At 45.9% G+C, this 20,810-nt stretch carries 20 protein-coding genes; 8 read left to right on the forward strand and 12 right to left on the reverse strand.

Annotation, left to right across the window (positions count from 1 at the left end; genetic code table 11):
* Positions 1–385: 385 nt before the first annotated feature.
* From PLE7327_RS16655 to PLE7327_RS16670, 4 genes are all read right to left on the reverse strand, one after another.
* Positions 386–712, reverse strand: coding sequence for a CTB family bacteriocin (locus tag PLE7327_RS16655; protein ID WP_041392259.1), 327 nt, complete (start codon positions 710–712; stop codon positions 386–388).
* A 69-nt stretch (positions 713–781) separates the two neighbouring features.
* Positions 782–1,048: a CTB family bacteriocin gene (locus PLE7327_RS16660; RefSeq protein WP_015144967.1), complete on the reverse strand. Its 267-nt coding sequence runs from the start codon at positions 1,046–1,048 to the stop codon at positions 782–784.
* Between the two features lie 653 nt (positions 1,049–1,701).
* A complete protein-coding gene (locus PLE7327_RS16665; protein WP_015144968.1) occupies positions 1,702–1,971 on the reverse strand; it encodes a CTB family bacteriocin in 270 nt (89 codons plus the stop codon).
* 117 nt (positions 1,972–2,088) lie between these two features.
* Positions 2,089–2,358, reverse strand: coding sequence for a CTB family bacteriocin (locus PLE7327_RS16670; RefSeq protein WP_015144969.1), 270 nt, complete (start codon positions 2,356–2,358; stop codon positions 2,089–2,091).
* 259 nt (positions 2,359–2,617) lie between these two features.
* Between PLE7327_RS16670 and PLE7327_RS16675 the strand changes: the two genes are divergently transcribed.
* The gene (locus PLE7327_RS16675; protein WP_015144970.1) at positions 2,618–3,529 is read left to right on the forward strand and encodes a phosphate/phosphite/phosphonate ABC transporter substrate-binding protein; all 912 of its coding nucleotides are present in this window, start codon (positions 2,618–2,620) and stop codon (positions 3,527–3,529) included.
* Positions 3,530–3,532: 3 nt separating this feature from the next.
* Here PLE7327_RS16675 and PLE7327_RS16680 read toward each other — a convergent pair whose 3' ends face one another.
* From PLE7327_RS16680 to PLE7327_RS16705, 6 genes are all read right to left on the reverse strand, one after another.
* Complete coding sequence (locus PLE7327_RS16680; protein WP_015144971.1) at positions 3,533–4,303, reverse strand: MinD/ParA family protein; 771 nt, start codon at positions 4,301–4,303, stop codon at positions 3,533–3,535.
* An 88-nt stretch (positions 4,304–4,391) separates the two neighbouring features.
* On the reverse strand, positions 4,392–5,462 hold the full coding sequence (locus PLE7327_RS16685; protein ID WP_015144972.1) for a DUF3365 domain-containing protein: 1,071 nt from the start codon (positions 5,460–5,462) through the stop codon (positions 4,392–4,394).
* Between the two features lie 178 nt (positions 5,463–5,640).
* Complete coding sequence (locus PLE7327_RS16690) at positions 5,641–5,874, reverse strand: hypothetical protein (RefSeq protein WP_015144973.1); 234 nt, start codon at positions 5,872–5,874, stop codon at positions 5,641–5,643.
* A 344-nt stretch (positions 5,875–6,218) separates the two neighbouring features.
* Complete coding sequence (locus tag PLE7327_RS16695; protein WP_015144974.1) at positions 6,219–8,687, reverse strand: DUF3365 domain-containing protein; 2,469 nt, start codon at positions 8,685–8,687, stop codon at positions 6,219–6,221.
* Between the two features lie 170 nt (positions 8,688–8,857).
* Positions 8,858–12,136: a response regulator gene (locus PLE7327_RS16700; protein ID WP_015144975.1), complete on the reverse strand. Its 3,279-nt coding sequence runs from the start codon at positions 12,134–12,136 to the stop codon at positions 8,858–8,860.
* A 223-nt stretch (positions 12,137–12,359) separates the two neighbouring features.
* Positions 12,360–12,638: a hypothetical protein gene (locus tag PLE7327_RS16705; protein WP_144266131.1), complete on the reverse strand. Its 279-nt coding sequence runs from the start codon at positions 12,636–12,638 to the stop codon at positions 12,360–12,362.
* Positions 12,639–13,104: 466 nt separating this feature from the next.
* On the opposite strand from PLE7327_RS16705, the gene PLE7327_RS16710 reads away from it, so the two are divergent.
* The gene (locus PLE7327_RS16710; RefSeq protein WP_015144977.1) at positions 13,105–13,323 is read left to right on the forward strand and encodes a hypothetical protein; all 219 of its coding nucleotides are present in this window, start codon (positions 13,105–13,107) and stop codon (positions 13,321–13,323) included.
* A gap of 118 nt (positions 13,324–13,441) precedes the next feature.
* On the opposite strand, the gene PLE7327_RS16715 is transcribed toward PLE7327_RS16710, so the two are convergent.
* Together PLE7327_RS16715 and PLE7327_RS16720 are read right to left on the reverse strand one after the other, a co-directional pair.
* Complete coding sequence (locus PLE7327_RS16715; protein ID WP_015144978.1) at positions 13,442–14,023, reverse strand: DUF192 domain-containing protein; 582 nt, start codon at positions 14,021–14,023, stop codon at positions 13,442–13,444.
* An 84-nt stretch (positions 14,024–14,107) separates the two neighbouring features.
* Complete coding sequence (locus tag PLE7327_RS16720; protein ID WP_015144979.1) at positions 14,108–14,500, reverse strand: hypothetical protein; 393 nt, start codon at positions 14,498–14,500, stop codon at positions 14,108–14,110.
* Positions 14,501–14,637: 137 nt separating this feature from the next.
* Between PLE7327_RS16720 and PLE7327_RS16725 the strand changes: the two genes are divergently transcribed.
* From PLE7327_RS16725 to PLE7327_RS16750, 6 genes are all read left to right on the forward strand, one after another.
* Positions 14,638–15,381 (forward strand): sulfite exporter TauE/SafE family protein, encoded by a 744-nt coding sequence (locus PLE7327_RS16725; protein ID WP_015144980.1) that lies wholly within the window; start codon positions 14,638–14,640, stop codon positions 15,379–15,381.
* A gap of 99 nt (positions 15,382–15,480) precedes the next feature.
* Entirely contained in the window at positions 15,481–15,597 is a 117-nt protein-coding gene (locus PLE7327_RS23585; RefSeq protein ID WP_015144981.1) for a photosystem II reaction center protein I, read from the forward strand.
* A 229-nt stretch (positions 15,598–15,826) separates the two neighbouring features.
* Positions 15,827–18,307, forward strand: coding sequence for a DUF3769 domain-containing protein (locus PLE7327_RS16735; protein WP_015144982.1), 2,481 nt, complete (start codon positions 15,827–15,829; stop codon positions 18,305–18,307).
* A 773-nt stretch (positions 18,308–19,080) separates the two neighbouring features.
* Entirely contained in the window at positions 19,081–19,719 is a 639-nt protein-coding gene (gene rplC / locus PLE7327_RS16740) for a 50S ribosomal protein L3 (protein ID WP_015144983.1), read from the forward strand.
* 82 nt (positions 19,720–19,801) lie between these two features.
* The gene (gene rplD / locus PLE7327_RS16745) at positions 19,802–20,434 is read left to right on the forward strand and encodes a 50S ribosomal protein L4 (RefSeq protein WP_015144984.1); all 633 of its coding nucleotides are present in this window, start codon (positions 19,802–19,804) and stop codon (positions 20,432–20,434) included.
* Positions 20,427–20,729 (forward strand): 50S ribosomal protein L23, encoded by a 303-nt coding sequence (locus PLE7327_RS16750; protein ID WP_015144985.1) that lies wholly within the window; start codon positions 20,427–20,429, stop codon positions 20,727–20,729. The genes rplD and PLE7327_RS16750 overlap by 8 nt, the downstream gene beginning before the upstream one ends.
* The last annotated feature ends 81 nt before the right edge of the window (positions 20,730–20,810 follow it).

Below are 20,810 nucleotides of genomic sequence, written 5' to 3' on the forward strand. Positions count from 1 at the left end.
GAGATCGCAATCCCTTTTCTAAGAACAACCGCTTTTTCAGTCTATTTAGAAGAATTAATTTGCCACATTTTTTCTAAAATTTCTCTCTGATGATGTAAAGTATTAGGATAGCGTTGGACGCGAAATTTTTGAGACAAAAAAAATCCTAAAACTAGGCAAAGCGGCACTAGGAGGAAACTTGTTACTCCTAAGAAAAATTGAGGTTTACTTTGACAGATTTGATTTGAATAATTCTGCTGGGTAGCGATATATTCTGGATGCTTGAAAGAAGTGAAGTTGAGCGGCATAATTTCCTCGTTGCGATCGAAACTTTTAACTAAAAACTCTTAAGAAAACAGTCGAGCCGAGCTGCTCAACTGCTACACCAAGCTGCAATTTTATCGACTTAACGTTTTTTGTTTAAGTCTAAACCTCCAATTTTAGGGATGTCATCTGCCGATCCAAGTCCCAAGCCAATAAATTGGAAAGCACCAGTGATTATGTGCAAAGACTTGAAAACAAATGATGATGAACTACCTTCAGGAGTCACAGTGGTTTGCCGAGCGATCGACGTGGCACTTTCCTCATAAAAAGAGCTAGAAAAAAATATATCTGCACCACCTGCTACAGCATCTAATTCTTCCTCGGATAATTCTTCAGCTTCACCACCCATGGGAGCGATTTCGTCTGACATAATTTCCTCCTTAATTTGTAGGATTTCAAGTTTGGTCAAGCAGAGGTTAATCCCTCTTAGATTTCAGAAGAAAACCTCTGCTTGAGGTTGAGGTTAGATGGGTATTATCTAGCCAGCGCCGTTGATGAACTCAGTAATCTGATCGGCATCGGTTTTCACCGCATCAGCAACGACTAGAGATTGAGCTTCACTGCCATTGCGATTGGAAGAGACCTTCTGAGCAGCGACTAGCTGATTTTGAGCGAAGTCGGTAGAACCTTTCTGGAACAGTGCTTGAGGTCTTCCTCCGAGAATGAATACACCGCCTGCGACAGCATCCAATTCTTGCTCAGACATCTCTACAGAGGCATTGATTTTGTTGGTTGGTTCTGTCATGATTTACTCCTAAATTGGTTAAGTAATGTGTTTTAGTTTGAGCAAGCAGAGGTTTCTCTCCTGCAAGATTGATTGGTTTGGGGAACTTCTGCTTCGTTCCTTTTGGAACTATATTCATCGTAGAAATTCAATCAAGAATCAACATCTGATAAATGTCACGAGCTTACCCCTGACAAATGTCACGGCTCCTATTGATAACAAAATAAGTATTTCCTCCGATCCGGAATCCGAGCGATCGCTTTGCAATGGAATCTGTTTTTTATAGTTCGGAATAGCAAACTCATTTGCTATAAATGATTGATAGAACTTTTAAAAACCGAGAAAGCCAGAAAATAAATTCTCTGTCTAATACCTTAAGTCCTATAAGACGGACTTAAATTTTGAGCCAAGAAATGAATTTCTTGGTTAACTGCAATCAGAACGAAATAACCCTGTCTTAGATGAATGAAACACGAATAGGGATTGAGCTAGGCTCACTCCCTACAGATTGCCGTATTCTACTCATCTGAGAATTGTTGTAAGATCGATGCAAGCGATGCAAGCATTGATGCTTGCCTGGTTAAGTATTTTCAGTCTGGACAAGCAGAGGTCGATCGCTCACAATATTGATGAGCAAGACCTCTGCTTGGGGCGTCAGGTTAGAGCGGTATTATTTAGCCAGCGCCGTTGATGAACTTGGCGATCTGGTCGGCATCGGTTTTAACCGCATCAGCAGCGACCAGAGAGATGGTGTCGCTACCATCGCGATTGGAAGAGACTTTCTGAGCAGCTTGTAGCTGGTTTTGAGCGAAGTCAGTAGACCCATCTTGAAACAGAGCTTGAGGTCCATTTCCGCCTAAAACGACGGTACCGCCTGCAACAGCATCTAATTCTTGTTCGGAAAGTTCCATCGAGGCATTGATTTTGTTACTTGGTTCTGTCATGATTTACTCCTAAGTTTGTAAAGTATTTTCAGTCTGGACAAGCAGAGGTCGATCGCTCACAATATTGATACTGAGGGGACAACCTCTGCTTGGAGCGTCAGGTTAGAGCGGTATTATTTAGCTAACGCCGTTGATGAACTTGGTAATCTGGTCGGCATCGGTTTTAACCGCATCAGCAGCGACCAGAGAGATGGTGTCGCTACCGTCGCGATTGGAAGAGACTTTCTGAGCAGCTTGTAGCTGGTTTTGAGCGAAGTCAGTAGACCCATCTTGAAACAGAGCTTGAGGTCCATTTCCGCCTAAAACGACGGTACCGCCTGCAACAGCATCTAATTCTTGTTCGGAAAGTTCCATCGAGGCATTGATTTTGTTACTTGGTTCTGTCATGATTTACTCCTAAGTTTGTAAAGTTTTTGGTTTGCTCAAGCAGAAGTTTCTCGAATACAAAATTGATTTGTTTTGGGAACTTCTGCTTCGTTTCTTTTTGAAACTATATTCATAGTAAAAATTCAACCAAGGACGAACATCTGATAAATGTCATGAGCCTACCCCTGATAAATGTCATGGTTGCTAACGATCGCCAGATAGATAATTTTCTGTGACTTGCGTCAAGTGCGATCGCGTCATTTTAAAAGTCTATTAACTTATGTTCTTTCAATCTCTTGCCAACGTTATTGACGATCTCGCTTATCAGCAGTCGATCTCCCGTCGTCTTTTTCTTGTGCAAATGCTATTGTTAACTGCTTGTGGAGCCAAAACAACGCAGACTCAAATAGAGGAATTAGTCATTGGCGTTATTAGCTACGAGCAGGGAAAACAAATACTCAATCGCTTCGATCGCTTCAATCGCTATTTAGGCGAAAAAATGAGAGCGCGGATCGAGATAGAACCCGCTTTCAATGAAACTTTAGCTCTCGATCGCATCGAGGCAAGGGATTGGTCGTTAGTTTTTGCTCCTCCAGGCGTAGCTGCAAGCGCGATCGCTTATCACCAATACACTCCTCTTTTCCCGCTACAAGACGATAGGAATTTACGCTCTATTTTCGTCGTTCGCCAAGATAACCCCGTCCGAGACTTGAAAGCGCTCAATGGCCAAACCATCGTCTTAGGCAAACAGGGTTCGGCAACGGGATATTATTTCCCTCTCTACAACCTTTATGGCTTGACGCTGGCTGAAATTATGTTTGCTCCCACGCCCAAAACAGTTCTTGAATGGGTGGCTCAAGGGAAAGCGACTGCTGGGGCAATTTCCGAGCAGGAATTCAATCTTTACAGTTCGCAGTTGGATTCTGTCCAATTGCGCGTGCTGTTTACCGATCCTCGCAATGTTCCGTCTGGTTCGGTTTTGATTGCACCTACAATAGAACGCAACCGCGAAGGCTACATCCGCCAAGTTATGAGCGATGCTCCCACTGCTTTAGCTCAAGAAGTGGGATATTTAGCCGATCGCTCGCTACCGGATTACCAATATATGATTTCTGTAGTCAAGCGGGTAAGAGCGATCGCTACTCACGTTCGCGAAAAGCCCGCTCGTTTAATAGCAAGCGAACCATCTTGACATTTAACCGACAACATGTTTTGCAATCGCCTTGATTTCTCGTGACCAGAAATGGTCTGGATAGCGCAAGCAGAAGATGTCGCTGCTCCCCAGATGAAACATCTCTTCGCAAACGGGCAGGATGCCAGCGACTTTTGTATTGTAGGTCTTCTGCATTTCTTGCCGCAAAGCTCCAAAATCCAAAGCTGGCAATGCTTTATTGACCACCAGCAGCATTTTGGGAACCTCTAACTTGCGGGCAACATCTACAGCCACAGCAGTTCCTTGATAGTCCTGGCGATCCGGACGCAGGATGACGACTAAAACATTAGAAATGATAATTGACAGCAGAGTTTCTTCGTTAATCCCAGGGTGAGTGTCAATTAATAAATAGTCTAGCTTCAAACGGCACATCAGGTCTTGCAAGCCATCATTAAGCCGACGAGCGTCGTATCCTTCGCGCAAAATTCGAGAAATTTCGCCAGTTTTGATGCTAGAAGGAATCAAATAAATACTGCCCTTTCTGCCAAAAAGCGGTTGCTTGACTTTCAGATTGGGGGTAACGTCATAAGCAGCTTGCTCGACAGCACAACGCCCCCATAAATAATCATTGAGAGTATAATTAATTTTTTCTTCTTCGAGACCGAAAAGGACGTGGATTCCAGGCGATTGGATGTCGGTATCAACAATGCCAACCCGCCGCCCAGATCCAGCGATGATAGTTGCAATGTTGGCGGTGACATTTGATTTGCCAGTTCCACCACGGAACGAATGGACGGACACGACTTTAGACATAGTGCATTTCCATAATAATTAGTAATTTGCAATCTTTAGTTGTAGTTGTCAGTTATCGATCGTGCTACTAACCACGAACCACTAACCATTACTCCTTTTCATCAGAGTCTTTCCATTTACCTCTAATATCTTTTGCCTCTTGCTGTAACCTTTGGAAGTAGGTATTGTCTGCGATCTCGTTTACCTGATGCCTTATTTTGGTTTGGTCGATCTCGATGCGAAGTGCCTGCACCTGTTGTCTTAGGCGTTGCTCGCGATCGCGGACTTCATGAGCCATTCGTTGGAAGACTCGTCCCAACTGTCCTAGCTCGTCCGAGCGCTTGGCGATCGCCGTTAACTTTTTAAGCTCGATCTCTCGCTCCCCTTCGGCATCTGCTGTATCGTTACCAAGCTGTTGAGCTAGCCGAGCCATTGGTTTGATAGGCTGGATTACATTCTTCTTGAGCAAAAAATTAATAAGCAAAATGACTGCGGTAAAAATCGCAATAAAAATTGCGATGACTAAAGAAAAAGTAAGACGAGTATTTTCAAAAACTTGACTAGCTGGAACATAAATAATTTGGCTACCAATAATTTCATCAAGCTTCCACCCAAAACCATTTTCTGTTCCGTAGGTTTCTAATTGGCTCTTGGGAGCAACCTCTGGAGTGCTATGGCAGCGAAGACAGCTTTGTTGTTTGATGGCAAAAGGGCGAGCGCTATAATAAAGTCTCTCTGCCAATAAATTTCGATAACCCGATAGAGTTTGTAACTCTGGGTTAGCGCGAAATTGCTCGATAATACTAATTTCAAATTCGTCAGCTTTATCGCGCAAATTTGTCGGGTTAAGTGTGGCATCTTTGTAAAAGTAATTTTTATCTTCTTTGTTGTTGCGAAATTTTTCAAAGATCTCTCTAGCAGCAAAGCTTGGTATTGCTTCAGGAATGAATTCTGGTTGAGTTTCCAGGCTAGGCGTTAAAAGGGGATTAATATGGGTATTGGTATAATCCCTAATCGAGTTCACCATTTCCATGAGAACCTGTGCCCTATAATCTATTTCATCTTTAGCTCTGTGTTCGAGAGCCTCTGACAACGCTATTCCACTGACTGAGATCCCGCCTAAGAGAACCAGCAATAGAAATAAAGTAAATTTAGTGGCAAGCTTGAGATTCTTAAACATAGATTTTTCGGTTTCTATAAGCTCAATTCAAACCTCTCAAAGCAGACTTGCATCAAAACTTGGCACTGCGCTCAATGTTCGAGCATCTTTCAGGGAATAACAAGCGCAGTAGAGATCTCCTGCGCTTGCTGCGATCGCTATTTGGTTACCTAACTATAAGAGTTACCACCAGCTAGGATTACCAGCGACAACCAGGGTACCACCAACTAGGTTTACGGGGTTTGCAATAAGGTTTACGGGGTTTGGGGTAGCAACCTCCGCCTTTATAGTCATCGTCGCCATGATAGTCGTCGCCATAATAGTCATCGTCATGGCGATGGTCTTCTTCGTAGTTGTGACATCCGCCTCCTCCTGCAACAGAATCTAATTCCTCAAGATTTAACTCTGACATCGCTTTAGTGTTCTCAATCATAAAAAGTTCTCCTTGGTTTGATTGTTTGTTTCTCTAAGTTATCCGCAGAGAATTTCTATCGACATCGAATAAATGTCATGTTCGGATCGTTACATTTGTCATGGCTGGGAGCGAGATCTTTTTCTGATGCTTGCTACTGTTTCAATTTCTATGCTGGAGGAAGCATCAACGCCTAGAACTTTAGTTCTAGGCTCAAAGCTCAACTCGATTAAAATCGACTGAAATTTCTATCGGGTCTTCTAAAGAAAACTTTTTCGATCGGACAGGAATTAATTACAAGAGCGTTTGTTGAGAATAGTGCAAAATCTGAAACAAGACGGTCTTTAGCCTCTTAAACAGAGAATTTATTCTCTAGCTACTTGTTGGGTTAAGGCGATGATTTCTTCAAAACAGAAGTTATTAACTAAATAGGTTAGGGTATTGGCTAAATAATCGTTGGGCTGAGGAAGTTGTTCGACGAGCATGAGAATCTGCTTGGCATTAACTTTGAGGGCAGCTTGATGCAATTGTTTCACCCACTGTTGCGGCATCGCAGCGAGAGCCTCTCTCAGCTCGTCTGGTTGAAGCCGCGACAGTTGGGACAAATCTGGCAAGTTCTCTACCACCCCGCTACGCCATTGGGGAAAACTATAGAGGTAGCGCACTCCCAAGTGCTCGGCTATCTTTTCAAAGATGACCTCGACTCGAAAAGGTTTGCGTACAAAGTCGTCACAGCCTGCCGACAGAGCCGCGATGCGGTCTTCTTCAAACGCGCTTCCGGTTAAGGCAATAATGATGGGGGCTTTCTCGCCTGCGGCTTTAATCTGTTTGGTCGCTTCCAACCCGTCCATTTCTGGCATTCGTAAATCCATCCAGATTAAGTGAGGCGACCAGTTTTGCCAGAGCGCGATCGCTTCTCGCCCATTAATTGCCTCCCGCACCTCAAAGCCGACTGGGATAAGCAACCCCACCAGTAACTGACGATTTTCTGGCTTATCTTCTACAACCAGAATGCGATAAGAAGGCTGTCCGGCTTCTAAACCTATAACCTGCCGTGTGGATTCTTCTTGATAGCTTCGTAACTCGTCCGCTTGAACTGGGCTGGTTTGGATGTCAAACTGAAAAATCGTACCTTCTCCCAAGCGACTCTCGACGGTAAGGTCTCCACCCATTAGGCGCACGTATTCTCGGCTAATAGGTAAGCCGAGTCCAGTTCCTTGCTGAGAGTTCCGACCAGCCTCAGCTTGGACAAAAGGTTCAAAGAGACTCTCAAGTTCTTCAGCGGCAATACCAGAACCAGTATCCTCTACTTCAAAATGAATTGTCATCAGTCCTTCGTCTTTCGTACCAATGACCAATGACCGATGACCGATGACTGATGACGCTCTTAGCCTCACGCTTCCAGCTTGCGTAAACTTCATCGCATTGCCTAATAGGTTTAGGAGAACCTGGCGCAGCTTGCTTTCATCAGTACGGATATAACGGGGCAGGTTGGGGGACAAGTCAAAGCTAAGCTCTAGTCCCTTGGATTCGGCTTTTAACCGAAACATTTGTTGCAGCCAGTTTAGTAAACCATAGAGGTCGAAATTGTTTTCATTGAGCGCAACCTTGCCTGCCTCAATTTTGGCGATTTCTAGCACATCATTAATCAATCCCAGTAAATGTTCGCCACTACGGTCGATGGTGTCCAAGTATTCCTGCTGTTTTGGAGTGAGCAAGCTATTGCGAGCCATCAATTGGGTAAAGCCGAGGATGACGTTGAGAGGGGTGCGCAATTCGTGGCTCATGTTGGAGAGAAATCGACTTTTAGCCTTGTTTGCCTCTTCTGCTCTAGCTCTGGCTTGTTCCGCTTCTTCCATAATTTTAGCCAGTTGGGCGGTACGCCGTTTTACCATCCGAGTCAGGTTTAGCTCGCGGGCAGCAACTTCGCGTGCCATGTGCTGGAAAGCACGGGTAAGCTGTCCTGGTTCGTCAGATCGTCGAGCCAGTTGGGCAATGCTAGGAGTGTCAAATACTCCCAATTGTTCGGTCGTCATGTTTCCGGTGCTGACTTTATGGGCAGTTGCCGTCAGTTGGTTGATGGGATGAATGACTGTGCGCTTGAGCAACCAGTTGAGCAGCAGCACTACCACCGCAAAGATGACGCAAAAAACGCCCATCGCTAAGGTTAAATATTGGCGACCGCGAGCCGACACCTCATTGGCTGGGACGTAAATCGTTTGAGCTGCAACCACTTCATTGAGCTTCCAGCCAAACCCCCCTTGGGTCCCATAGGTAGCGATCATGTTCTTGGGGGCTGCTGAAACACTGCCGTGACATTTCAGACAACTTGCCTGCGCGATCTTTAACGGACGGGCGATGAAAAACAGGGTTCCTTCTGACTTGGCTGCGTATGCCTTGGCTCGATAGCCAGAGAGCTGGGTGAGTTTGGGTTGCATGCGAAATCGTTCTACTAGCTTGCTTTCAAACTCATCTGCCCGATCGCGTAAATTGGTAGGATTGAGCGCGGCTTCTTTATAGAAGAAGCTTTTGTATTCGGGGCGATCGCGAAATTGCTCGAAGACTTCCCGCGCGGCAAAGGCGGGTACGGTTTCGGGAATAAACTCCGGCTCGGTTGCTAGCCGATTTTCTAGGAGCGGTTCGATATTATTGCTCGTATAGTTCCTGACAGAGTTCATCGCCTGCATCAGGATTTCTGCTTTGGTGGTGATGTCCTTCTCAACTTCGTGCTGGATTGCCTTCGATAGGGTAACGCCGCTCAATAGGATGCCACCCAGAAAAACTAGCGTTAGTAATAGGGTAAATTTAGTGCCAAGCTTTAGTTTTCCAAGCATAAAAACCTCCCAGGAAAACCACGTACTTCAGTCGTGGGAGGAAATTGAAATGTTTTGTCTGCCATTTAATTTTATTTATGTTTGATTTCTCTTCGCCATGCAGAAAAAATAGCCCGTTATATTTTTTGGCGCGATCGCACTTTCGATCCTAATTTGAAAAAAAACTTTTCTTACTGTTGTCGAGTTAAAGCGATAATTTCTTCAAAACAGAAGTTATTAACCAGATGGGTTAAAGCATTGGCCAAAGGTGCATTTAGCTCGGCAATTTGCTCGATCGCTTTGAGAATTTGTTTGGCATTCACTCTAATAGCAGCTTGATGCAATTGTTCTACCCACTGTTGCGGCATCGCAGCGAGAGCCTTTTTCATCTCTTCTGATTGAAGCCGTGAGGGTTGCGACAAATCTGGCGATTTCTCGGCACCGATGTTAGACAATTGTGGCGAACCATAGAGGTAGCGCACTCCCAAGTGTTCTGCCATCTTGTTAAAGATGACCTCGGTTTGAAATGGCTTGCGTACAAAGTCGTTAAAACCTATCGATAGAGCCGCGAAGCGATCTTCTTCAAACGCGCTTGCAGTTAAAGCAATAATGATGGGGACTTTCTCGCCTGCGGCTTTAATCTGTTTAGTTGCCTCGTAGCCGTCCATTTCTGGCATTCGTAAATCCATCCAGATTAAGTGGGGCGACCAGTTTTGCCAGAGCGCGATCGCTTCTCGCCCGTTAGCTGCCTCCCGCACCTCAAAGCCCACTGGGGCAAGCAATTCAGCCAGTAGCTGACGATTTTCCGGCTTGTCTTCTGCAATCAGGATGCGGTAAGAAGGCTGTCCGGCTTCCAAACCTATGACCTGCTGACTAGGTTCTTGACTGCTCTGTAACTCGTCCGCTTGAACTGGGCTGGTTTGGATGCCAAACTGAAAAATCGTGCCTTCTCCTAAACGACTCTCAACGGTAAGATCTCCTCCCATCAGGCGGACAAATCTTTGGCTAATAGGTAAGCCGAGTCCAGTTCCTTCTTGGGATCTGCGACCGACTTGAGTTTGGACAAAGGGTTCAAATAAGCTTTCGAGTTCTTCAGCAGCAATACCGGGACCGGTATCTTCTACTTCAAAGTGAATTGTCAAAAGTCCTTTGTCCTTTGTCCTTTGTTCTTCATCTTTCGTACCAATGACCGATGACCGATGACCGATGACCGATGACGCTCCTAGCCTCACGCTTCCGGCTTGTGTAAACTTAATCGCATTGCCTAACAAGTTGACTAATACCTGGCGCAGCTTGCTTTCATCGGTGCGGATATATTGAGGTAAATCGCTTGCTATTTCAAAGATAAGTTGCAAACCTTTAGATTCAGCTTTTAGGCGTAACATTTGTTGTAGCCAGTCTAGCAAGCTATAGAAATCGAAATCATTTTCATTGAGCGTAGTTCTGCCTGCCTCAATCTTAGAGATGGCCAGCACATCGTCGATTAATGCCAGTAGGTGTTCGCCACTGCGGTCGATCGTGTCTAGGTATCTCTGTTGCTTGCGATCGAGGGAGCCACTGCGAGCTAGCAATTGGGTAAAGCCCAGGATGGCGTTGAGGGGGGTGCGCAGTTCGTGACTCATGTTGGAGAGAAATTGACTTTTAGCGCGGTTGGCAACTTCAGCAGCTTCTACTGCCTTTTGCAGAGCTGCTTCTGCTCGTTTGCGATCGCTAATGTCAGAAATCACTCCTTCCAGGCAACCCTCTTCCCGGTTCAACCGGGCTGAAAATAGCCCCCAAAACTCAGAGCCATCATGCCTGCGAAAGCGTGCCTCAAAGTTATGAACTTCCCCATCAGTTAGGACTATTTCTAGTGCCCTCAATCGCTCGCTGGGATCGATGTAGTAGTCAATCGATCGCTTGCTCCCGATCTCATCGGCTACTGAGTTATGCCCCATCATGGTCAGGTAGCGTTGGTTGGCATCGAGAATCAGCCCATCCTCAAGGCGAGACCGAAAGATTCCAACCTGGGAATTCTCGAAGATATTCCGAAACTTGGCTTCGCTTCGCTGTAGGGCTTCCTCGGCTTTTTGGCGATCGCGGATTTCCTGCCGAAGCCACTCATTTTTCTCGCTCAGCTCCACTGTTCGTTGCTCGACTCGAACTTCTAATTCCTCATTGGTTCTGGCCAGTGCGGCAAAGGATTCCCGCAATTGCTGCGCCATTTGGTTGAAGGAGCGAGCGAGCACTTTGAGTTCCTTGGTGCCGCTTGCAGCAACGGTTTGGTTTAAGTCGCCACTGGCGATCGCAACCGACGCTCTCTCCAACTGGAGAATCGGCTGCGCGAGCCAGCGAGAGGTGAAAAAACCCAACACGGTAGCCAGTCCAAAGGCTCCCAAGCACAGGAAGATGGTCGTGCGCGTGTTGGCATCGATTCGATCCATGAAGTCGGCTTCTGGGACGGCTATTACAATCAGCCAATCCAACCCCAAATTGTTTTTCATCGGCACGACTTGTAAAAATTGCCGCTCGCCGTCAATCTCAAAATCGAGTTGCTGTTTATTATTAATTCGAGTCAATCCGCCAAAGTGTTTCAGCAAATATTGAGTTGTGAGTCGAGTCAGAACATCGCTACTTTCAGTTGCCTTAATCCGTTTCGGAACCTGGTTTACTTGAGGAACCGTCGGATTTTCGATGATATACGGCTGTTGGATTCCCGAACTTCCCACCAGCAATCCCGTGCGACGTTCGAGGATAAACGTCTCGCCCGATCGTCCAATTTTCAAGCTGCGCAGGAATTGGCTAATCCCTAATAACGAGCAATCAACGGCTGCCACGCCCAAAAGTTTGCCGCGTTCGTCGTAGATTGGCAAACTAGCATTCAATACGTATTTGGGCGTGGCAAAAAGTCTATAAATCTCGCCCCAGTTCGCCCTGCCTGCCTCGACTGCATGTTGATACCAAGGACGGGTACGGGGATCGTAACTGGGCTTGGATCTTAAAAGTTTGATGCGATTTCTATTTTTATCTACCGCATAAATTCGGATTTCCCCGCTTGTAGACTTGCCCGAAATTTTTACTTGCAAGGCATTATTCTCTAACCTTTCGACTGCAACATGTTCTCCCTCTAGCTCTGAGGCGAGATAAACTGCCGTCACCGATTCAAAGGCATGAAGCTGATACCAAAGATGTCGCTCTAAGTGCGATAAATCTTGCAAATTCAATTCGCCGAGATGAATGGCATCTGCATTGAGTTGATTAATCTTATGGGGGGTTGCTAGATAGGTTTCAAGGTACTGCTGGATGCGAGCCGTAAGTTCGCTCCGAAGTTGGCTGGCGACCTCATTAACTGCCCTCTCCCCGTTTTGGAGCGATAGCCATCCCGTCAGCCCCACTGCTAAGGAGATTTCCAGGATAAATGGCACCACGAAGATGAAACGCAGGGGCACGCTTTGAGTCAGTTGAGAAATCCGATGGGTTAGAGGACGCATTCACTAAATACCTAAGTTGAATGGCATTGAGATAAGGCAGGAACGTATACCTAAAGCCTTGAAGAAAAAACTCCAAGTCCTCTAAAACAATTCGCTATTCGCATTACTCATACAGTTTAGTTGCTTTTTAAGAGAGCGATCGCGTCAATTAGGTTTTGTCAAATAACAATGATTTCTGGAACTCAGCAGCTAGGTTGGGACAGCAAACAAAAGAAATCACAGTTTAATTTTGACAATAAAAATCTTGCAGGGCTTTAAAAGCTGCCCTTCTAGGAGGATATCCTTCTTGACGATAGCCCAGAATCAATTTGTATAATCTCTCGTTTGCTCCCCAGAAACAGAAATCTCCTACCTCTTTGCGAATTGCTTCTAAAATCTCTACACACTCTTCAAAATCCAAACCAGTGCTTTTCTGCATCTGATAAGCTTTGGAGGAAATTTGTTTTACCCGATCGAAATAAACAACCATTAGATCTTCGGATTTTATATTTATATTTGTCATAATTAACGCGCCCCCGATGCATATCGATTCCCAGACTAATAATTCGTCGCTTGACCAATATCAAGATAGCTTCTCCACAATTTAAGCTTGAAACTAATTGAATCTAGTCTCATTATTAAAATTTAAGAACAGACCAATCTCTAAAAAATGTCTCGAATTCTATCTCAGCAAAATAGATAACTTTGCGATCGCTTTCGTTGACTGACTAGAGGATGTTGGCAAACTACAAGTTATTACTCCAAATTACCTTTTGCCTTTTTTGGAAGGATATTAGTTCTTGTCAAATTTCTTAATAAATCGATTTTCCCTTTAGCAACAGCTTTGTTCGATCGCGCGATCGCTATTTATCAACCCTGTCATGACAAGTGTAACGGTCTAGACATGACATTTATTCGATGCGAGCAAGACTTCCTTTTCGATAACTTAAGGCTATCGAACCCAAAGGGATGCGCTCGGAGGTCAAGCAATGAAAGGTTATTGGAGAAATCTACTACTTAAAACCGCCGGCTGGCTGATTGCTGAAACCATCCTAAACCTGGTGGGATTGGATAACTTAGCGGATTACAGCGAATTTATCTTGGCTCGACACTCATCAGCCGAGGCAGCAGAAGCCTATAACGTAGCGATCGCCTTAGCTCTCCCCAATGAGTCGCATCTATTTTCTATTCTGCCATCTCATGAGTAATTTAATAGTAATGAGCGAAGCTTTTCTAGTGCTGTGTCAAGTTGATGAGGATGGATAGTTGTTTCGAGTGAAAGATATTCCTTTTCACTTTCCCCCTTAATTGAAAATTGACAAACTACTAGGGAGTTTCGAGAAACTTAATCGTAACGCGATCGCCTACCTTGAGACCCAATTCTTTCGCGCGTCCGCCTGCTAATTCGATAACGCGATCGATTTGTACCGAAGGACCATAGGATTGGCAGGGTTCACTGGTACAGGGAGGAACGTTGGCGAAAATGGCTTTAATTTCGCCATTGCTCAAAAAAATCATATCCAGAGGAATAATCGTATTTTTCATCCAAAAACGAGTGTATCGCGGCGCTTCAAAGGCAAACAACATGCCTCGGTTTTTGGGCAGCGAAGATCGATACATCAGTCCCATTTCCTGCTGTTCGGGAGTTCTTGCTACTTCTAATTCGAACGTCTCGCCTCCCATCTGAGCTATAGCGCCAATCGGCAATACTTGAGGGCGATTTTCAAAAGACGGCTGTTGGACGATTGACCGGAAATCGGCGCTAGAGGCGACTGGCGTTGGAGTCAAACTCCCTAACAGTAAAACTCCTAACAGGATTGTCAGACTGATACGAGTCTTATCCCATTTTGGATTTTGAATGCTAGATTGTCGATTGTGAAAAACTTTTCTGATAAAGGTTTCAGCCATTCATCGGTTACAAAATTTTTTAGATTGGGAGCGAACATCGTTTTTTTTCTAGGAGGGGCGGGCAATGCCTACCTGCAAGTGCGATTAGTAGTGTCGCCAATAGCGACTGCGATAGTAATAAATTTGTCGATCCCCGTAGCTGTCGAGATAGATGTATCGATAGTATCTAGAACGATAGGACTGGCGATCGCAATTGTACCCATCGTTTCCAGTCGAATAGATAACGATCTTTTCTCGATAGGTAGGGCGTATGGGAGTGCCATGATAGACGACTCCCCCATGTAAGCGATTCCCTGGTTGATAGACGACCCCTCCAGGTTGAGGGTTCCCTCGGCGAATGGCAATGCCCCTACCTTCTACATAGGCTCCTCGATCGGCTCCTCCTATCTGGATCGCGATGTTTTGCGCTCTCGGTTCGCTCTGCAATCCGAACCACGCCAATCCCGCACAGATAATAGCGCCTATGGTTTTGTTCATTGCCTTTAATTCCAGCTCTAAATTGATTCTATCCGTTTGAGCCTAATTTCCGAGCTTTTCTGCTTTTAATCAGTTTAAAATTTATTTAATTTTAACTTAAGAAAATATTAAAGCCAGGAGCGAGCGAGGATTGGACTTTGAGCATTTTGTGGCTGACTCTATCGAGTTTTGCTGGTTGGTTTCTGAGTAGTTTAACGGGAGGCGGTACTCCCTTACTGTTAGTCCCGGCGATCGCGTTTTTTCTCGGAGCAGCAGCAGTTGCGCCAGTCCTCACAATTAGCATGTTACTGGGGCATCCTCAGCGAATCGTTCTCTACTGGAGGGATATAGACTGGCGGCTGATGTGGTGGTACTTACCGGGTGCGATCGTTGGGGCTATTTTAGGAGCTTTTGTCTATACGCAAATTCAGCTTGACTGGTTGCCGATCTTATTGGCAGTATTCCTGATTGTTGCCGCTATTAGTAGTAGTTTGGACAAAAAACTCGATTTTTTTGCCGTTCGTGCCTGGTATTTTCTCCCTGCTGGCTTGATTTTTGCGTTTTTGTCGGGACTGATTGGCAGCACTGGACCGCTATTGAATCCTTTATATCTCAATTATGGACTGCTTAAAGAACAAACGATCGCCACGAAATCGGCGCATCTATTTGTCGTGCATTTAGTCAAAGTTCTCACCTATGCGATTTGCGGCGCCTTAACTCTAAAATATTTGAAGTTTGGTTGTTTGCTTGGAATTGCCTCTCTACCTGGCAATTGGCTCGGTCAAATCGTTTTGAGAAAACTGACTCAACAACAGTTCCAACAGTTTGCCGTTGCCTTTATTGCCTTGAGCGGTATACTGCTCCTGGGAAACGAGATCGTTGCTGCGATCGCGAAGTTTTAACGCTAGGGAACCGTCCGGTTCCCAAAATAGGATAAAGTAAGTCAAGAGCAACCGAAGCGCTCGTCAAATCCGGCTTTCATATTATAAGGAGAACAAAAGATGCTCACTCTCAAAATTGCTGTTTATATTGTTGTTGCCTTCTTTGTGGCGCTATTCGTTTTTGGATTTCTCTCAAGCGATCCAACTCGCAACCCAGGACGTAAGGATTTCGAGTAACAAATCCGAGTATGGTAACGTAGGTTGAGGAGAACGATTGGGCGAGACAAAACTCGTCTCGCTCTTGTCGTTCGGTCAAGCTGAAGTTCGCTCGCAACTCGATCTAATATCATTTCTAAAAAAGAACGCTACAGATGCTCAAGGAAAAAGCTTTACACCCAGATCTGCTGACTAATTGCGAACTGATAATTGCCAATTGCGAATTAGTATAAGCCTAATTGTTGCCGAAATGCTGCCAGCTCTTCCACCCGATAATCCTCCTGCTTTCATTCAATCGATAGCTCCCGAAAAAGTTAGCGACTCCCAACGCGATCGCAACGGGGATCGCAGCAATTCCGTCGATTCGACAGGAGAAGAATGGAAGGTCGAGCGAGGCAAAACGATTCCAATTTATTCCCAACGCGACTCGACTTCGGTACTCTTCCCTTCACTCCTTTCTCTCAAACCCAGTCAATCGCTTTTGCAACCAACGCAAACCACCCCAGCGGTGGTTGAATTTTCTGATGTTCCCTCCCAAGAAGTCGCCTCACCTGCATCGATCGAGAAAAGCGCGGCATCTTTAGGAAAGTCTATCTCTGTCGGTTGTGGAACTTTCAATCGCGATCGCACCCTGTGGAATTCGACTTTTACCGAATCTTCCCAAGCTAGAGTAATCAAAGGATTAGAGCAAATCAGCCTCTCAGATGAGGTGCAAATGGCAAAAGTTCTGGTGACGAGGCAGCGGGGGGGAGCAGTTCGAGAATTTCAACTGACGGCGCAAGAGCCTGCACCCGGATCGGCATCTCCGCCTCAAGACGGCAAAACTCCCGCCCAACCAGAGTCTACCAGCGTCGTCGAAGTCATTGCCGATCGCCAAGAATACGACTCGCAGCGAGAAATTATTACGGCAACCGGAAACGTAGAAATTCGATTTCCCAACGGCGTTTTGGTTGCCGATCGCGTGCAAGTTAATTTACCCGATCGCCTAGCCGTGGCAGAGGGAGAAGTCGTTCTTACCAGAGGTCAACAGATCCTGCGAGGGCAGCGGTTTGAATACTATTTCGTACAAGATAGCGGGGTCATTCTCCAGGCTAACGGCGAAATTTATCAGCCGACCACGAGCAAAGATTTTTCTCCCACCTTACCGACAGATGTTGGCACTGAAGCCGTCGTCCCCAACCAACCCTTAAGCGATCGTCTTGCCCTCAATCAACCCCTCCAGCGCGTCACGACAGCAGAAGGCTATCGTTTTTCGATTGGCGGCGGCGCTGAGCGAGTAGGACAACAGGGAGGTGCAGCTACGGGCGCTGCTGGCGGCAGAATTAATCGAATTCGCTTTCAAGCCGATCGCGTTGATTTCGATGCCGAAAGATGGACGGCAACTAACGTGCGCGTCACTAACGACCCTTTCTCGCCGCCAGAATTAGAATTGCGAGCGCAAAGCGCGACCTACAGAAATATCGCTCCCCTAATCGATGAAGTGGCATTTACCGACTCTCGTGTCGTTTTCGACCAATCTTTGTCAGTTCCAACCTTTCAAGATCGCTTGATTATCGATCGCCGTCCCCGCCAACCCGGTCTTTTCTCGATTAGCTACGATGGCAGGGACAGAGGCGGGCTTTTTATCGAGCGGGGTTTTAAAATCATCGATTCTCAAGACGTTAGTTTTGAGATCAGACCTCAGTATTTGCTACAAAGAGCTTTCTTTCCCGATACCTTTGACACCGACGAAGACGTAAGCCCCCTAAGTCCGTCGGCTCTTGGATTAGTCAGCGATCTCGAAATCGGTTTGGGGCCGAGAACCAGTCTGAAAGCGGTTGGCTCTTTCTCCAGTCTCGATTTTGATAACATAGACGACAACCTGCGCGCTCGAATAGAACTCCGGCAAAAGATAGGCGATCTTAACAATCCCTACGACTTGCGCTTCGGCTACAACTATCGCGAGCGGATTTTTAACGGCTCTCTCGGTTTTCGGACGGTAAACAATAGTATTGGTGCTACTCTCGTATCTCCGACTATTCCTCTCGGAGATACGGGGATTAACTTAAGTTACCAGGCATCAATTCAACACATCGAGGCTAGCACCGATCGCCCGGAACTCCTCGAACCCGATCGCGAAGATAACCTCGTCGATTTAACGCGATATCAGGGTGCAGCCTCTCTCAGTCGGGGCTTTATGCTCTGGCAAGGAGAAGCACTGCCGCCTACTCCAGAAGCAGGACTGCGTTATACTCCCACGCCCGTGCAGCCATATCTACAACTCACGGTTGGAGCAACTGGAGTTGCCAGTTATTACAGTAACGGCGATTCCCAACCGTCGCTAACGGGTAGTATCGGACTTTTAGGACAATTAGGTCATTTTTCTCGTCCTTTTCTAGACTACACCGGCTTTAACATTACCTACAATCAAGGGATTCGCGGGGATGCGTCTCCGTTTCTGTTCGATCGCTTTGCCGATACGCAAACGTTGTCTTGGGGAATCACCCAACAAGTCTATGGTCCTTTGCGCGTGGGGATTCAAAGTTCGTTGAGTTTAAGCGAGAGCGAGGAAATTAGCACTGACTACTTTATCGAGTACAGTCGCCGTACCTACAATATCCTTTTGCGCTACAATCCAGTCTTGGAAATTGGTTCGATTAGCCTGCGTATCAACGATTTTAACTGGAGTGGCAATCCGGGTCCGTTGAACGGAACCGACATTCGTCCGGTAATTAGAGGCGTAACTCGGTGAGAATTTAGCAATTCTTATCATTTAGCTGGTTTTTTCTGGCGATCGCACCGATAATACCAATTTTCATTAGTCGCGATCGACATTCTTCACCCCTCTCCCAAATAGGGAGAGGGGTTGGGGTGAGGGTAATCAACTATCTCTGTCATTACTTTTGAAAAATGGTATAAAAAGTTGAGTCGTCATAGAATTAGCTCTTAGAGATTAAAACAGTTAGAAAATTTTTGTTCTGAGATCGGATGTGTTTGCCTTGATTTGAATCTACCCGTTACTTGATCTTTTATGAAGCAATAGTTTATACTGTTTGATCGTGACCAAATAGCTGCTTTACATTTAGCCACAACTAAGTCTAGTACTGAAAGTGGAAGATGGGGTCTTGGAAGCCAAGACGTTAACATAAAGTCGCACAACAACCAAGCTAAATATTTATTATATTTAGAGGTTACTTACTATATCCTCCGATTCTAGGTCACGCTGGCATCCACTATAACAGCCGAACGCGCTTGGATGTTGTCGGAAACCGCTTGGAGATACTGGGAGAAAAGCCTCCTAAGTCTCGAAGAAAGGTTAAGACCCCTAAAATTTAGCCAGATTTTCGTTGGAGATGTTTCCCAGACTCATCTGGTTAAAAAATGGAGTCAAGTTATATTCGGTCGCTCAGAAAAAAGGTAAATTCTTGCCCTGCTAAGCAGACAAGCGGGACAAACCCATTTCTCAGCGTGCGATCGTACTGTCTATTCTAAAAAACTGTCGTCTAGCAAGTAGGGGGAAAATCCGTGGCTCTCGGTATCCTCGGTACCAAACTCGGTATGACCCAAATTTTTGACCAAGAAACTGGAATCGCCATTCCAGTGACAGTAGTTCAAGCGGGTCCTTGTCCGATAACGCAAATCAAAACACCCGAAACTGATGGCTACAATTCTATTCAAGTTGGCTATCAGGAAGTTAAAGAAAAAGCGCTCAGCAAACCTGAAATTGGTCATTTGAGCAAATCGGGTGCGTCGCCTTTGCGTCACTTAAAAGAATATCGCCTCGATGAACCCTCTCAATACCAATTAGGGAGTGCTATCAAAGTAGATATCTTCAGCGTTGGCGATTTGGTCGATGTCGCCGGCAAAACCATCGGTCGCGGTTTCGCGGGCTATCAAAAACGCCATAACTTCAAGCGGGGATCGATGACTCACGGTTCTAAGAACCACCGCCTTCCAGGTTCGACAGGCGCAGGAACTACCCCCGGTCGCGTTTTCCCAGGAAAAAGAATGGCTGGACGTTATGGCAACACTCAAGTAACTATTCGCCGACTCCAAGTCGTGCGCGTCGATGCAGAGCGTAACTTGCTTTTGATCAAAGGAGCAGTTCCTGGCAAGCCAGGTTCTCTGTTGAGTATTACGCCTGCTAAGAAAGTTGGTAAATAGTCATCGGTCATTGGTCATTAGTCACTAGGAAAAAGCCAATGACAAATGACAAATGACAAAGCGCAGACAAAGGATAAATAAAATGGTTGAATGCGTCGTTAAAAACTGGCAAGGGGAAGAGGTCGGAAAAGCACCTCTGGAAATGCGAGTAGCAAAAGAAGAAAATGCCCCTTATATCGTTCATCGTGCCTTGGTGCGACATCTAGCCAACGCTCGTCAGGGAACTGCTTCTACCAAAACTAGAGCAGAAGTCAGAGGCGGCGGACGCAAACCTTGGCGACAAAAAGGAACGGGTCGCGCCCGCGCTGGTTCTATTCGTTCTCCTCTGTGGCGAGGTGGCGGTGTCATCTTTGGACCAAAACCCAGAGACTACAGCCTGAAGATGAACCGCAAAGAGCGCAGATTGGCTTTGAGAACGGCATTCTTAAGTCGTGTAGAAGATACCATTGTCGTCGAAAACTTTGCCGACCAATTGCAACAGCCCAAAACGAAAGAGCTAGCTTCGGCTCTGACTCGTTGGGGAGTAGCTAGCGAAAACAAAGTGTTGCTGATTATGTCGGAAGTACCAGAAAACGTCTATCTCTCGGCACGGAACATGAGCAACGTGAAGTTAATTAAAGCTGATAGCTTGAATATCTATGATGTGTTGTCAGCCGACACGATCGTAACGACCTCCGATGCCCTTGCCAAAATCCAGGAGGTATACAGTGACTGAATTCAATCCCAGAGATCTTGCCGACTTAGTGCTCAGACCTATTGTCACTGAAAAGGCTACTATGCTCATGGAGCAAAACAAATATGTGTTTGACGTGGCGGTCAAGGCGACCAAGCCGGAAATCAAAGCAGCGATCGAAAATTTATTCGATGTCAAAGTCGTCAAAGTCAATACGATTCGCCCGCCCCGCAAAAAGCGCAGAGTAGGCAGATTTATCGGATATAAACCTCAATATAAGCGAGCGGTTGTGACTCTAGGCGAAGGAGACTCCATCACCTTATTCCCCGAAGTCTAACATCAGCGACCCTCCGCGAAGGCACTGGCTCACCAATTAACAGCGATTGATGACCAGCGACCAAATAACCAAGCACTGATA

This window comes from Pleurocapsa sp. PCC 7327 (assembly GCF_000317025.1).
In the GTDB taxonomy this organism is placed as follows: domain Bacteria; phylum Cyanobacteriota; class Cyanobacteriia; order Cyanobacteriales; family Microcystaceae; genus Hydrococcus.

Coding starts and splice junctions, on each gene's coding strand:
- PLE7327_RS16660 (WP_015144967.1), bottom strand. CDS start 1,048: ATGACAGAACCAACCAACAAAATCAATGCCTCTGTAGAGATGTCTGAG.
- PLE7327_RS16665 (WP_015144968.1), bottom strand. CDS start 1,971: ATGACAGAACCAAGTAACAAAATCAATGCCTCGATGGAACTTTCCGAA.
- PLE7327_RS16670 (WP_015144969.1), bottom strand. CDS start 2,358: ATGACAGAACCAAGTAACAAAATCAATGCCTCGATGGAACTTTCCGAA.
- PLE7327_RS16675 (WP_015144970.1), top strand. CDS start 2,618: ATGTTCTTTCAATCTCTTGCCAACGTTATTGACGATCTCGCTTATCAG.
- PLE7327_RS16680 (WP_015144971.1), bottom strand. CDS start 4,303: ATGTCTAAAGTCGTGTCCGTCCATTCGTTCCGTGGTGGAACTGGCAAA.
- PLE7327_RS16685 (WP_015144972.1), bottom strand. CDS start 5,462: ATGTTTAAGAATCTCAAGCTTGCCACTAAATTTACTTTATTTCTATTG.
- PLE7327_RS16690 (WP_015144973.1), bottom strand. CDS start 5,874: ATGATTGAGAACACTAAAGCGATGTCAGAGTTAAATCTTGAGGAATTA.
- PLE7327_RS16695 (WP_015144974.1), bottom strand. CDS start 8,687: ATGCTTGGAAAACTAAAGCTTGGCACTAAATTTACCCTATTACTAACG.
- PLE7327_RS16700 (WP_015144975.1), bottom strand. CDS start 12,136: ATGCGTCCTCTAACCCATCGGATTTCTCAACTGACTCAAAGCGTGCCC.
- PLE7327_RS16705 (WP_144266131.1), bottom strand. CDS start 12,638: ATGACAAATATAAATATAAAATCCGAAGATCTAATGGTTGTTTATTTC.
- PLE7327_RS16710 (WP_015144977.1), top strand. CDS start 13,105: ATGAAAGGTTATTGGAGAAATCTACTACTTAAAACCGCCGGCTGGCTG.
- PLE7327_RS16715 (WP_015144978.1), bottom strand. CDS start 14,023: ATGGCTGAAACCTTTATCAGAAAAGTTTTTCACAATCGACAATCTAGC.
- PLE7327_RS16720 (WP_015144979.1), bottom strand. CDS start 14,500: ATGAACAAAACCATAGGCGCTATTATCTGTGCGGGATTGGCGTGGTTC.
- PLE7327_RS23585 (WP_015144981.1), top strand. CDS start 15,481: ATGCTCACTCTCAAAATTGCTGTTTATATTGTTGTTGCCTTCTTTGTG.
- PLE7327_RS16735 (WP_015144982.1), top strand. CDS start 15,827: ATGCTGCCAGCTCTTCCACCCGATAATCCTCCTGCTTTCATTCAATCG.
- rplD (WP_015144984.1), top strand. CDS start 19,802: ATGGTTGAATGCGTCGTTAAAAACTGGCAAGGGGAAGAGGTCGGAAAA.